Annotated in this window: 11 protein-coding genes; 9 read left to right on the forward strand and 2 right to left on the reverse strand. The window is 43.5% G+C overall.

The features are described 5' to 3' along the window. Positions 1-173 precede the first annotated feature (173 nt). From C7475_RS14120 to C7475_RS14135, 4 genes are all read left to right on the forward strand, one after another. Complete coding sequence (locus C7475_RS14120) at positions 174-1,526, forward strand: FAD-binding oxidoreductase (protein WP_110053966.1); 1,353 nt, start codon at positions 174-176, stop codon at positions 1,524-1,526. A 280-nt stretch (positions 1,527-1,806) separates the two neighbouring features. Further along, a complete protein-coding gene (locus tag C7475_RS14125; RefSeq protein WP_146217547.1) occupies positions 1,807-2,313 on the forward strand; it encodes a protease in 507 nt (168 codons plus the stop codon). 157 nt (positions 2,314-2,470) lie between these two features. Then, positions 2,471-3,289 carry an alpha/beta hydrolase gene (locus C7475_RS14130; RefSeq protein WP_110053968.1) on the forward strand — a complete coding sequence of 273 codons (819 nt, stop codon included), beginning with the start codon at positions 2,471-2,473 and terminating at the stop codon, positions 3,287-3,289. Between the two features lie 82 nt (positions 3,290-3,371). Next, on the forward strand, positions 3,372-5,408 hold the full coding sequence (locus C7475_RS14135; protein ID WP_110053969.1) for a beta-L-arabinofuranosidase domain-containing protein: 2,037 nt from the start codon (positions 3,372-3,374) through the stop codon (positions 5,406-5,408). Positions 5,409-5,492: 84 nt separating this feature from the next. On the opposite strand, the gene C7475_RS14140 is transcribed toward C7475_RS14135, so the two are convergent. Beyond that, positions 5,493-6,404 carry a hypothetical protein gene (locus C7475_RS14140; RefSeq protein WP_110053970.1) on the reverse strand — a complete coding sequence of 304 codons (912 nt, stop codon included), beginning with the start codon at positions 6,402-6,404 and terminating at the stop codon, positions 5,493-5,495. Positions 6,405-6,674: 270 nt separating this feature from the next. On the opposite strand from C7475_RS14140, the gene C7475_RS14145 reads away from it, so the two are divergent. After that, entirely contained in the window at positions 6,675-8,237 is a 1,563-nt protein-coding gene (locus tag C7475_RS14145) for an anti-phage dCTP deaminase (protein ID WP_110053971.1), read from the forward strand. 332 nt (positions 8,238-8,569) lie between these two features. On the opposite strand, the gene C7475_RS14155 is transcribed toward C7475_RS14145, so the two are convergent. Next, the gene (locus tag C7475_RS14155) at positions 8,570-9,406 is read right to left on the reverse strand and encodes a hypothetical protein (RefSeq protein WP_110053973.1); all 837 of its coding nucleotides are present in this window, start codon (positions 9,404-9,406) and stop codon (positions 8,570-8,572) included. Between the two features lie 65 nt (positions 9,407-9,471). Between C7475_RS14155 and C7475_RS14160 the strand changes: the two genes are divergently transcribed. The 4 genes from C7475_RS14160 to C7475_RS14175 all read left to right on the forward strand — a co-directional run bounded on the left by C7475_RS14160 (position 9,472) and on the right by C7475_RS14175 (position 13,381). Continuing rightward, on the forward strand, positions 9,472-10,620 hold the full coding sequence (locus C7475_RS14160; protein ID WP_110053974.1) for an alginate lyase family protein: 1,149 nt from the start codon (positions 9,472-9,474) through the stop codon (positions 10,618-10,620). Between the two features lie 163 nt (positions 10,621-10,783). Beyond that, on the forward strand, positions 10,784-11,362 hold the full coding sequence (locus C7475_RS14165; protein ID WP_110053975.1) for a Crp/Fnr family transcriptional regulator: 579 nt from the start codon (positions 10,784-10,786) through the stop codon (positions 11,360-11,362). 115 nt (positions 11,363-11,477) lie between these two features. Continuing rightward, positions 11,478-12,341, forward strand: coding sequence for an SDR family oxidoreductase (locus C7475_RS14170; RefSeq protein ID WP_110053976.1), 864 nt, complete (start codon positions 11,478-11,480; stop codon positions 12,339-12,341). Between the two features lie 401 nt (positions 12,342-12,742). Next, on the forward strand, positions 12,743-13,381 hold the full coding sequence (locus tag C7475_RS14175; RefSeq protein WP_158286503.1) for an alpha-ketoglutarate-dependent dioxygenase AlkB: 639 nt from the start codon (positions 12,743-12,745) through the stop codon (positions 13,379-13,381). Position 13,382: the final 1 nt, after the last annotated feature.

The following is a 13,382-nucleotide window of genomic DNA, read 5'->3' on the forward strand; positions in this document are numbered from 1 at the left end:
GGTCACATTTTATAAAAAGTATCTTATTTTAGCTGATAGATCCTCAACTCATCACGATCAGAAAACCGGGAACACTACTATAATTGGTGACCCTATCTCCCCAGCTTCGGTTATAATCTCAACTATCTTTTATTATAATCTTTGTAAAGCAATTAAGAGCAAAACGGTGAACAATGAGTTATAAAAAGCAATCCTCCGTTGATATGATGTTTCCCCTGAAAAAAGAGCAAGTGTTATTACCCGGAGAGAGTGAGTACAACAAAGAGATGCAGATATGGAACGGCGCAGTAAAATACCAGCCGGCCATGATCATACGGCCTTATAATGCCAAAGATGTGCAGTCAACCATATGGCTGGCCGCCGAAAAGAAGATGCCGCTTTCCGTGCTGGGAGGCGGGCATGACTGGGCGGGGCGTTGTTTGAATGATAAAGGTATCGTTATCAGCATGAGCAAAATGAACGATATTAAGATCGACCCTTTACAACGTGTGGCCAGAGTAGGCGGTGGTATCAAAGCAAAAGAACTGATAACGGCGGCAGCTCCATATAAGCAGGTGGCGGTGACCGGTACTATTGGGTGTGTTGGTTTCGCTGGCTTTACATTGGGAGGTGGTTACGGGCCTTTAAGCCCGAGTTACGGACTGGCCATTGATAATCTGCTTGGAGCAGAACTGGTCCTGGCCGATGGTAGTATTGTCTATGCCAGTGAGGCGACATATCCTGACTTATTCTGGGCAATACGTGGCGGAGGAGGTAACTTTGGTGTCGTGACTTCTCTGACGGTCCGTTTGCATGATGAGAAACCGATCTTATCCGGTCTGATATGTTACCCCTGGTCAGAAGCAACAACGATCCTGAAGCAATATGCCGAATTCATGAAGAGTGCTCCGGATCAGTTGTCATCGCTGATAGGCCTGCTCCCCGCACCTGACGGCACCCCGATGTTATTCATATCTCCCACATGGTACGGAGAGCCGTCTGAAGGGCAGCGGGTCATTAACCTGCTGAAAGGAATTGGTACGATCATATTCGAACAGGTGGGGCCAATGAAGTACGGAGATGTGCTGGCAATGTTTGATCAGCATGTGGTGATTGGTCGCCATACCTCCATGCAAACCAGATGGCTGGGAGATTTTTCGGAAGATGTGATCGAAGAAATAGTGATCGCCGGTAGTGAAAGGACCTCTCCGTTCTCTACGCTGAACTTCCACTATTTCCACGGAGCTTCGACAAGGGTGCCCTTAACCAGTACACCATTCGGATTAAGGAAACCCCATTTTATGGTGGAGATCCTGGCTGTTTGGGAACCTGATGATGTTGCCAACGGGCAACGTCATATTCAATGGGCCAGGAAACTGTCGCAGAAGATGGCGAAAGAAGCGTTTCCCGGAGGCTATCCGAATATGCTGGGGCCGGAGGAGTATGATCAGATAGATGAGGCATATGGCGTAAATCTTCAGCGGCTAAGAGAGGTCAAACAACAATACGATCCCGGAAGAACATTCAATGGTATAGCCATCCCTTAACAATACGTTTGATAGTCATATAGTGGTTGTATCAGATCTCCTGACTGGTACGGGAAGGATAGCATTGTTGCTATCCTTCCTTCGTTAATGTTAAACGTGCTATGTTTTATACCAGCATAGCAGAAGGACGTCCTGTTATTAACCCGCAAAAATCGCCTTTTAAAACCTGTCGTTCCGGTGTAAAAAGCTTGCAATTTTCACGAAGCCTTAACGCTAATGCGTACGGCTAGATAAGAATAATTGAATTATTTAATTTAATTTTCGGGCTCAATTTATTTAGATGCGAAACCAGCTTATTACATTGGCAGCTTGTCTGTCCGTTTTTTCTTTCACTGCCTGCAAGAATACGCAGAAAGCAGCAACAACACCATCAGCAACAACCGCTCCGTCAACAGCAGAGGAACTTGTTACCACCATGTCTGTGCCTGAAAAAGTAAAAGTGGGCAGCCCTATTATGCTGAAATTTACTGTAAACAACAATTCCGGAAAGGAATTGCAGTTCTGTAAATGGCATACCCCATTTGAGAAGTTCATGAACTCTTACTTTGACATCCAGGACAGCAAAGGTGAAGCTGTAATGTACAAAGGTATTATGGCTAAAAGGATCATGCCTCCTCCGGCAGAAGCCTACATCAAAGTTCCTGCAAAAGGAAAGGTTTCTTCAGAGATCGACCTGCTGACCGGTTACCGTATCACTGCTCCGGGAACGTACAAACTGACCTACCAGGATAGCGGTATGAGCGGCCTTACGAAAGTAAATGAAGTGACATTCACCGTAACGGAATAGAACATCACCTGATAATCAGAAGGTCCATGGCATAGTTTCCATGGACCTTCTGCGTTTATAGCAGATAGCGCCCCCGGTTTTGGGGATTGGTATTTCCCGTTAATTTGTAGAATTTCGCCGGACAGTTAACAGCTTAAGAGACCCAAAAAAGAGTACTATGCTTTTTAAGATCATCAAATGGCCTTTTGTTGGAACGTATATGGTAAAATGGCAAAGCCCGTTAACCGAACTGGAAAAACGTGACTGGCAGCCCATCACTGTTAAAAGTAAGTCTGGCGGTACTATACAGGGGCTTTTCGCCGCTGCAAGAACAGAAACAGCAAAGGCCACGATCGTATTGGGGCACCCCATGAAAAAAGAAGCGAAAGGCTATTTTCTGAAGAATGGATACACTGACCTGCTGCGTGATAATGGCTTTCATACCCTCATTTTTGACTTCAACGGTTTCGGCGAAAGCACGAACGGAAGCTTCTCTTACTTTGAAGATATTATTGCCATCGGACAGGAAGCAAAACTGATCATTCCTCATCTGCCTGTCGGATATCATGGTATTTCCCTGGGGGCACAATGGTCCATTGTCGCTTTCGCTGATAGTAAACACCCTTACGAGTTTGCCATTGTTGAAAGTGCAGTTACCACTCCGGAAGAGTTCTGGTTCCGTTATCCGTTCGCGTATAAAATGCTCAAGGTCCTCAATTGCCTGATGCCGAGATATGCAAGAAAGATCAGGGTCATAGACCGTATTAAAGATGCGAAGAACCTGAAATCATTGTTGCTGATATACTCTTACGCAGATGAACTGGTGTCTGTCGAAATGGGAGAACGGTTTAAGCGGAATAGCCCGGTGCCTACCGAGCTGTGGACGGTAGAAAGTGCTGATCATGTACTGATCATGAAATCGCCACACAGAGAAGCCTATAAAAGAAAGATCATCAGTTATTTTAATAAAGCCGTAGAAAGCATTAAACAACCATAAATTCTCTTTTACGCTGACAATTAATTATATTTCGTTCTTAGCCGACAATAACCCGTCTCAACTTTTATTCTAAGAACGTTATATGAAGATCATTGCCATTATTCCACTATTCATGATGGGCCTTCCTTTCACCTCTACAGGTCAGGTGAAAAAAGGACAGAAGGCCCCACAGGTCCAACAGTACACAGGTAACCGTGCACCGCTCTATCAAAAGCCTTACATTGAATTGCCTCTGGGCGCTATTGAGCCACAAGGATGGCTCAGAACGATGCTGATCAACCAGAAAGAAGGCGCTACCGGCCAGCTTGATAAGTTGTATCCGCTTGTTATGGGGCCGCGTAACGGCTGGCTCGGAGGTGACGGCGACCAATGGGAACGTGGTCCCTATTGGATTGACGGCTTGCTGCCGCTTGCCTATATTCTCAAAGACACGATGCTCATCAACAGGGTGAAACCCTGGGTGGAATGGTCCATTAAGAGCCAGCAACCCGACGGCTACTTCGGCCCTTCCAAAGATTATCCTTATGAACCGGGCATTCAGCGCGATAACAGTCGCGATTGGTGGCCCAAGATGGTGATGCTTAAAGTGCTGAAACAATATTACTCTGCTACCGGCGACAAAAGAGTTATTACCCTGCTCACTAATTATTTTAAATATCAGCTGAAAGAGTTACCACAACACCCGCTGGACCACTGGTCTTTCTGGGGCAGATATCGCGGTGGAGATAACCTGATGGTGATATACTGGTTATATAATATCACAGGCGATCAGTTCCTGCTGGACCTTGCTAACCTCGTACATAAGCAGACCTTCGACTTCACTACCGCTTTTATGAACAGTGATATGCTGCGCCGCGCTGGTAGCGTGCATGGTGTGAACCTTGCGCAGGGCATGAAAGAACCGGTTATCTATTATCAACAGCATCCTGATAAAGTATATCTCGATGCTACGAAAAGAGGCTTCGATGATCTGCGCCGGTACAATGGCATGGCTCATGGCCTGTATGGAGGAGATGAAGCGCTGCACGGTAATAATCCCACCCAGGGCTCTGAACTGTGTACGGCTGTGGAAATGATGTTCACACTGGAAAGTATACTGGAGATCAGCGGTGATGTCAGTTATGCAGATCAGCTGGAGAAGATCACGTATAATGTGCTGCCTTCGCAGATCGATGAAGATTTTATACAAAGACAATATTTTCAACAGGCTAACCAGGTCATGGCCACCCGTCAGACCCGTAACTTCGACGTGAACCATCATGGTACAGATCTTTGTTATGGCCTGCTTTCCGGATATCCCTGCTGTACTTCCAATATGCACCAGGGCTGGCCTAAATTCACACAGAACCTGTGGTATGCTACGGCCGACAAAGGCATTGCAGCATTGCTGTATGCACCAAGTGAAGTGACTACTTATGTAGGAAATCAACAGGAAGTATCTTTTAAAGAAGAAACGAACTATCCGTTTGGAGAATCGATCCGCTTCACATTATCCACCGGAAAGAAAAAGCCGGATCTAAGTTTCCCTTTCCATCTCCGTATTCCCTCCTGGTGTAAACAAGCTACTGTGAAGATAAACGGACAGCTCTGGAAAGAAGTGGAAGGTAACCAGATCGTAAAGGTAGAACGTACCTGGAAATCGGGTGATGTAGTAGAATTGCTGTTACCTATGCATGTTTACAGGAACAGGTGGTATGAAAACTCGATGTCTGTTGAGCGTGGACCACTCACTTATGGTCTGAAAATGGACGAAGATATCAAGAAAGTGACGAACGATAAAGATCCTATCGAGTATGGTGCTACTTATTACGAAGTGCGTTCTACTTCTCCCTGGAACTACGGTCTGCTGGACATCCCTAACGATAAGGTGCAGGAAAGTTATATTGTAGAAAAGAAAGACAGTACAGCCAGTTATCCCTGGAATCTGAAGAATGCACCTATATTGATCAAAGCAAAAGCTAAACGCATTCCTTCCTGGAATTTATACAATGAAATGACAGGGCCAATTCCATATAGCATGATATTCCAGCTGGAAACTGGTGAAGTGGAGGATATTACGCTGGTGCCATATGGCTGTACCAAGCTAAGGATCTCGCAATTTCCTGTTGTTGGGAAATAATACAGCAATCCATTAATAATAAAATAGGGGAATACGGAGCGGCCGTATTCCCTTATTTTATTAGCCTTTGCGGCCGTGTAATATTTAGATCGTACCAATCAGTTTTGTATTACCGAAGTCGCAAGCGCTGCAACCATCCTGACCGAAAGGACCATCTGTACCAGAGCATGCAGGGAAGTTCCAGTAATTCCTGTCGCGGAATAAAGGCCCTCTACCAGGATCACCCCAGTTACCACTGAAGTTGAATTCAGTAGCACTGCAACTCATTTGTACCAGCCTTCTTGATGTCAGCACCTCATCTTTAGTGCCACTGGGATTTCTGTAATCGCCCCAATAAGCACATTCATACCCAGGCAGTGTAATAGAACTTCCGAAATGGTAGTTGCCATGCGCATACTTTCCTACCCATGTTTTTACTACTGTTCCCGCTGAAACGCTTCTCCAGTCTTTAGTATAATACCCGCCGTGCTGGAAATAAGTAACAGAGATGATACGTTGTGTAGATTGATTGAACTGTACTACTATATGTTCCAGGTCATAGTCATGTCCACCGAGATTAGAGAAACAGTTTTCCTGGCGTTTGTAAGCCCACCAATAGTCAATGAAGATCCTGTTAGGATCACTTGGATGGATCTGTACATCGTAATAAGTCGGGAAGTCCATAGATCTTGCAACGGACCTATCCACCAATACCAGTTTGCCGCCACATACAGTTGTAGCAGGATCTGAGCTTGAGAAAATGTTTTCCGCAGAAGTAGGATAATCAGGAGAGGCGCGGTCAAATTTAACCAATGGGGCAAATTGTGTTGCCCATGTTTGCGCAGTAGCGCCGCTTACTTTTTGAGAACTTTCCTGGCAGGCGCAAGGTGCAGCAGCTGCGGCTACAGCCACTTCGGATTCAATTTCCATTTTTGGCGCCAGGTCATCGGATTTCTGACATTGTGTTAACAGCAGCAGGCTACAGCAGCTTAACAGAATAAGGGATGTTTTTTTCATTATGATAGTTTTAAAGGAAAAACACGTGGATTCACTTGATATGCACAATACAGGTATTCACGGATGTCGATATAGGTGATACGGGTGTCAACAAAAATATAAAAGTGATGGGGCGTGTACGTTACGGGAATATTAACAATATGTCATTTTTACGAGGGTTTAAGTTGAAGTAGTAATCTACAATAAATAACTGAAATAGAAGTGTTACGGAACTATTACTTCCGCAACTCGTGGTTATAGTCATGATATTTCTTATTTAAAACTTAATTTATGCCTGAAGGAGCATTGAAAGTTGTTGAGCGCAGTAGTGATGGTCTCAATAACCAGGACAAGATCGATCGACGTGAGTTAAAGGAAAAAATATCTTCTACACATACCGAAGAACTTATAATCGGATTATGTGGACCTATCGGTACTGATATTCATTTCGTAGCAGATTCACTTAAGCATATTTTGGAAAGTGAATATAATTACGATTGCCGTATTATTAAGCTTAGTTCAATTATTAGAAAAAAGGCAAAAGTTCTGGAAGAGGCAAAATTTGCCTCAAAATATCTTTATCTCGAGGCATTAATTGACGCAGGGAATGAATTTAGAAGAGAGAATGGTGCAAATATACTCGCCCAATTAGCCATTAGTGAGATCGCAGCTCATCGCGAAGACTTAATGAAAAAGGACAAAGATTTTACATTTACCACAAAGCGAGTGTGTTATATTGTCGACTCTATTAAGAATCATGAAGAGCTGGAGTTGTTTAGGTTAATTTACTCAGGATTATTTTATTTTTTTGGTGTTTTTTCAAATGTTCAAATTAGGGAGAAAGTGCTTGAAAAAAAGGGATTGAAAAAGGAGGAGATTTATCATTTGATAGATAGAGATTCGGGTGAAGAAGTGAGGTTTGGGCAAAGGGTCTCAGATACCTTTACCAAAGCAGATTTTTTTCTTCGGCTGGATCAGTCCAATGGGAAAGTTACGAAGGCTAAAATATCCCGTTTTTTAAGTTTAATCTTCAATTCGGAAATAATTACGCCTACAAACCATGAAACGGCTATGTATCAGGCATTTGCTGCAGCAGGGAACTCAGCTTGCTTAAGCCGGCAAGTGGGGGCTTCTATTACGGACGAAAAAGGAGAAATTGTTTCTGTTGGTTGGAATGATGTGCCAAAGTACGGGGGCGGCGTATATAAATCTATCGGAACGGATCTACTTGGAGCTGACGACCACAGATGTATGAACTTTGAAACTGGTAAGTGTTTTAATGATGAAGAGAAGAGTATTATAAGGGATGTTTTGGTCAAGGACCTCGTTAAAAACAAGGTCATTAAAGAATCCGATATAAGCATTGTAACTGACATTATAAAAAAATCTCGTTTAAAAGAACTAATTGAATTCTCAAGGGCGGTTCACGCTGAAATGCATGCCATAATTGAAGGTAGCCAGAATTCTGCGCAAGGGATAAAGGGCGGAAAATTATATTGTACAACTTACCCATGCCATAACTGCGCCCGGCATATTGTAGCAGCAGGAATTAGTGAAGTGTATTATATTGAACCGTATCGAAAAAGCCTGGCTCTGAAGTTACATTATGATTCAATAACAGAAAATGAGACAGAAGATAATAAATTAAAGGTTCTTTTATTCGATGGTGTCTCACCTTTAAGGTTTCTCGAGCTTTTTAAAATGTCTGAAAATGCCAGGAAAGTAAATGGGAAAAAAATAGACGTCGAGAAAAAAAGTGCTTTACCAAAGAAAACTATATCTTTACAAGCGATACCTATATTAGAAAAAAAGGTTATTGAAGATTTGAAGGAAAAGCATCTTATAAATAGTTAATGATGAAAAAGGGGAAAAAGCATAAGAGCAATAACAGTAATCAAATCCAACTTGGATTTGATCCAATAGTTCCCAACAATACAGGACTCAGCAATACTCCCAATGCATCGGATAGTGTAAAAGAAGTTCATAGTGCGAAAATTGTACAGATGGATAGTAAGGCGTACCTATACAGGAGTATCTTGAATCGAAAAATGGAATAATTGATATCCTTATCATAGAAAGTTAAAGCCTGCTTTTTAAGCGGGCTTTTTTAATACTGTTTAAAATAAAAAAGACGGACGGTAACTATGAGCTGGTTACTTTATTAACATTATAAGATAGCTTAAATACTACAGATAGATATTCACCTTGTACAAATACCATCCATTCCCAAGTGATCTTAACATCATTACTTTGTCCGGTCGTAATTCAGGCAGATACTTCTTTTTACGCGCATAAAGATATCCTACCTGATCATTCATTACATGAAAGTCGATACATTCCACCGGCAGGAACCCGCCTGTTGTAACATTGCTGATCAGTAAGGGACTATATGCAGCTGTACGTGTATTAACTAAAGTTGGTGTTTCGGTTTCGGGGGATTTTGAAGTTTTGTTCACCTCCTTCAACAACTGGTTAAAGGTCGCTTTATGTCGCTGAAAATGTGCTATGAGGCTGTCATCTGGCGCTAGTTTCAATCTCAAACTATTCAGAATGAAAGAAAAATCTTCCTTGGTTTTATACGGAGGATTTTCCTGCTGCTGATAGATAGTAAGCAGACTATCCAGCTGAGTTGGCGTAATTGCCTCCATTTCATCCTTTATGCGCCTATGCATGCGCGCGAGCGTAGGTGTTGCTATTGCATACATTTTCCATCGTGAATCTTCTTTAGTGAAATGAAGATATTTATCAGTAACGCCGCCTTTGTTATCTACAATGGTCATTGTAACAACGGCCTTATTTGCTGTTTGATGAGTGATCAGGAAATAGGGCGTTATTCCGGTAGCGAAATCTTTTCCGGACGGGTGACCGTTATAATCGCCTGTGATATGTTTATCTATGAATGTTTGTTTAACTGCCGGATTAAAAAGCTCTTTAGCTATATCAAGAGGCTTGAGCGCCTGTCCTGAACAGGGAATATATAACATACAGGAGATCAGGATAAATGTTGGCAGTCTTTTCATCATACGGGCAATTTAGGGAAAATTATCACAGGAGTTTTGTATTATGCGATACATAATGTTGATAACCCATGAAACACGTTACGATTATACTGATACTCATTGTATGTTGTTCATTTAATCCGCGGGATAAAGCTATCATCGATGTATTGCGTAAGCAGATATTAGCCGAAGCCTCCACCGCCATGCGTGAGTTACCGATGACGGTAACAACTTCCTTCTGCGAACGGAGTGCGGGAGGTAAACATGATTTCTACTCTGAAGGCGATTACTGGTGGCCTGATCCTGCGCATCCGGATGGTCCTTATATTCAGCGGGATGGTATGACCAATCCAAACAACTTCGTTGCACACCGGCAATACATGATACGTTTCAGCAAAGTGATCGGCACGCTGGCTTCCGCTTACCGTATTACGGGCGATCAGCAGTATGTTAGTGCAGCAATCCCTCATTTACGTGCCTGGTTTACGGATACTGCCACTTTAATGCATCCAGACCTGCAATATGCTCAAGCTATTAAAGGAAGGTTTACCGGCAGAGGTATTGGTATCATTGACGCCATCCACCTGATGGAAGTAGCCCAGGGCGTATTGGTCATGCAGGATGCTCCGAACTTTGATAAGAGCCTGTTAACGGGAATTCAGGCATGGTTCAAAGACTATCTCACCTGGGTAACCACGCATCAGTACGGAAAGGATGAAATGAATGCAAAGAATAACCACGGCACCTGTTGGGTAATGCAGGTAGCCTGTTTCGCCCAGTTCACCGGGGATACGGCATTACTACGGTTTTGCGCGGACAGGTTTAAAAATGTATTGCTGCCAAATCAGATGGCGGCGGATGGCAGCTTCCCGTTAGAACTGGCCAGAACAAAGCCATACGGGTATTCCCTCTTCAACCTGGATGCGATGGTCACTATCTGTCAGATCCTTTCTGACAGCGAGCATGATGTATGGGACTATCAGTTGCCTGATGGCCGTAGCATAAAAAAGGGGATCGAATTTATGTACACCTATGTGGCCGATAAAAAGAAATGGGTAAAAGCTAACGATGTGATGTATTTTGATGAATGGCCGGTAGCGCAGCCTTTCCTCGTATTCGGAGCCAGGCAATACGGACGGCAGCAGTGGTTTGATACCTGGAAACACCTGGACCATCAACCGAAAAATGAAGAGGTGATACGTAATCTGCCGGTCCGCAATCCGCTCATATGGTTCTAAACAATAGTGCATATGGACACAATTACCATCATTGCTATTATTATCGCTGCCGTACTGCTGATAGTGGATGCCCGCAGGAGGATCAAAAGGCAACGTGAGGATGAGGATTGAGGCATGAAAAGCCCCTGATGTTTTGTATTTTCGCAGTATTAATCAGGTATGCATGTTCGAAGTCTTTCTCGCATATATCAACAGTAAAACAAAGATCACAGATGAAGAAGCGGAAATGATCAAAGCGGTCAGCGTGATCAAAAAACTGCGTAAGAAACAATATCTACTGCAGGAAGGTGATGTATGGCGCTACAATGCCTTTATATGCAAGGGATTTCTCCGTACGTACCAGATAGACGACAAGGGGCATGAGCATATTATGAACTTTGCGCCTGAAAATTACTGGACAGGCGACAGGGAAAGCCTGCAGAATGAAACACCATCACCCTTCAACATAGACGCCATTGAAGAGACACATGTCCTGCTGATCAATAAGCAGGATTTTGATAATCTCTGCAAGAAGATACCCGCCTTTAACGACATGGTAAATACGATCCTGCAAAGGAGCTTTAATGCATCCCAGCGAAGGATCCATGCCGCCATCAGCTATTCAGCGGAAGAAAAATACCAGCATTTCCTGGATACGTTCCCTCATATTGTTAACCGTATTCCCCAGCATATGATAGCCTCTTACCTGGGGCTTTCTCCCGAAACACTAAGCCGTGTCCGTACCCAGGCGGCAAAGAAATAGGTCCCAATGACATTTGTCAATAGATTTTAGATGTATAAGTCAATGGAGTCAGGCCTGACTTCATCGCAATTTTGTGTTGTAAAACAAAAAAATACACAACACAAAATATAGCATCATGAAGAAGATAATTTTGATCACAGGAACTGGCTCTGGCTTCGGCAGGTTAATGACCAACACTTTATCAAAAGCAGGACATACCGTTATTGCCACCATGCGCGGTATAAACGACAGGCATGCAGCGGTAGCCAAAGAACTGGCGGCATTGCCCAATGTCGATGTCCTGGAAATGGACGTAACTGATGATAATTCTGTTAATAATGCTGTAAAAGCAGCACTGGCTAAACATGGCAGGATCGACGTACTGGTCAATAATGCCGCCGTGTCAGGCTTTGGCTTGCTGGAATCATGGTCTATCGATCAGATCAAAAAGATGCAGGAAATAAACCTCTATGGGGTGATCCGTATGTACCAGGCTGTACTGCCCTCCATGCGTAAGCAGAAGAGTGGACTGATCATCAACCTGACATCCGGCGCCAGTGGTTTTAGCGTACCGTTCATGGTGCCCTATATGATATCAAAGTTCGGTGTAGAGACCATCACCGAAGGCATTCAGGGGGAATTAAAACAGTACGGTATTGAAAATGTGTCCATACAACCTGGGGTATATCCTACGGAGATGAATACCGGCGTTAAGGCAGGCATACATGCCGATAAACAGGATATCACTGCCGAGTATGGCGAGGCTACCCAAAACCATATTAACGCGATAGGAGGAGCTCTATTTGGCAAAATGGCCGAGTTTAATATGGATCCCCAGGTAATTGCCGACGGGGTGCTGGCACTGGTCAATATGGAAAAGGGGACCCGTCCGCTACGTTACCCGCTGGATGCCATCGCCCAGGGAACCGACGAGGAGTTCATTAAGGCCAGGGCTGAGATCAAGACCAGATGGATGGCTAACTATGGTATGCCGGAGTAAAGAGGATTGAAATTGCATCAGGACTTTACTTTACAAGCTTTCAACATGTCTTGTCCTGATATAGGTTTACACTGTTTTAAGGTGTAAACCCATTTCAGGATTATACAATAAGCTTTATACAAGCTTTATCTTACGTTAATCTTACGTCTTTGAACGTAAGATTAACGTAAGATAAAGCTTGTATAAAGCTTGTAAAGTGGGAGCTTGTCCAGGCATGTATTAGTACTGTATTAGTACGGAAAAACTTTAAGGTTTTATCGGAGAGATTCAGGATTGACTTTACAGTTTTTTGCAAATTCAGTATGGACTTTACACTATGTATAGAGAACCGAATAACGACGATATTAAGTAAAATGCTAAAATATTTAGTATTTCGGCCCGGTTTCGTATCTTTGTACCCTATGCAACTTTTTGATGATTTTGAGCTGTTTGACGAGGGGACAAGGCGTTTCGTAGACTTTCAACTGCCAAATACAGAGTTAAGGCTTTGGGAACAGTTCTTCCCCAGAACAGAAGCCGATAAATATTTCAGGATACTCAAAGAAACAACCCCCTGGCAACAGCGTACCCGGAAAATGTATGACAGGATTTTACCTGATCCCCGTTTAACTGCCTATTATGGTGGAACAAAAGGATTTGAATGGACGACAGATCTGTTGGATATCAAGGCCAAAGTAGAAGCCGCCTGCGGTATTATCTTTGACCGGGTATTGCTGAACTATTACCGGGACGGGAATGATTCCGTATCCTGGCATAGTGACACTTTGCCGGCAGATGGTGTGCACCACCCTATTGCTTCCGTTACCTTCGGGGAAACCAGGCTTTTTAAAGTAAGACCCAAAGACCGGTTAGTCACCGGTCAGCTGGAAATTCCCTTAACACATGGCAGTTTCCTGTTAATGGGAGAAACCATGCAGGACCATTATGAACATCATATCCCTAAAACCTCGAAAAAGATCGGTGCACGTATTAACCTGACATTCAGGATCTCCGAACCGGGAAAACAGGTTTACACTATCGCACCGGCATCGCAACCATAAA

Origin of the sequence: Chitinophaga sp. S165, assembly GCF_003182155.1 — a bacterium.
Lineage (GTDB): Bacteria > Bacteroidota > Bacteroidia > Chitinophagales > Chitinophagaceae > Chitinophaga.

Coding starts and splice junctions, on each gene's coding strand:
- C7475_RS14155 (WP_110053973.1), bottom strand. CDS start 9,406: ATGATGAAAAGACTGCCAACATTTATCCTGATCTCCTGTATGTTATAT.
- C7475_RS14165 (WP_110053975.1), top strand. CDS start 10,784: ATGTTCGAAGTCTTTCTCGCATATATCAACAGTAAAACAAAGATCACA.
- C7475_RS14135 (WP_110053969.1), top strand. CDS start 3,372: ATGAAGATCATTGCCATTATTCCACTATTCATGATGGGCCTTCCTTTC.
- C7475_RS14170 (WP_110053976.1), top strand. CDS start 11,478: ATGAAGAAGATAATTTTGATCACAGGAACTGGCTCTGGCTTCGGCAGG.
- C7475_RS14120 (WP_110053966.1), top strand. CDS start 174: ATGAGTTATAAAAAGCAATCCTCCGTTGATATGATGTTTCCCCTGAAA.
- C7475_RS14160 (WP_110053974.1), top strand. CDS start 9,472: ATGAAACACGTTACGATTATACTGATACTCATTGTATGTTGTTCATTT.
- C7475_RS14130 (WP_110053968.1), top strand. CDS start 2,471: ATGCTTTTTAAGATCATCAAATGGCCTTTTGTTGGAACGTATATGGTA.
- C7475_RS14140 (WP_110053970.1), bottom strand. CDS start 6,404: ATGAAAAAAACATCCCTTATTCTGTTAAGCTGCTGTAGCCTGCTGCTG.
- C7475_RS14125 (WP_146217547.1), top strand. CDS start 1,807: ATGCGAAACCAGCTTATTACATTGGCAGCTTGTCTGTCCGTTTTTTCT.
- C7475_RS14145 (WP_110053971.1), top strand. CDS start 6,675: ATGCCTGAAGGAGCATTGAAAGTTGTTGAGCGCAGTAGTGATGGTCTC.
- C7475_RS14175 (WP_158286503.1), top strand. CDS start 12,743: ATGCAACTTTTTGATGATTTTGAGCTGTTTGACGAGGGGACAAGGCGT.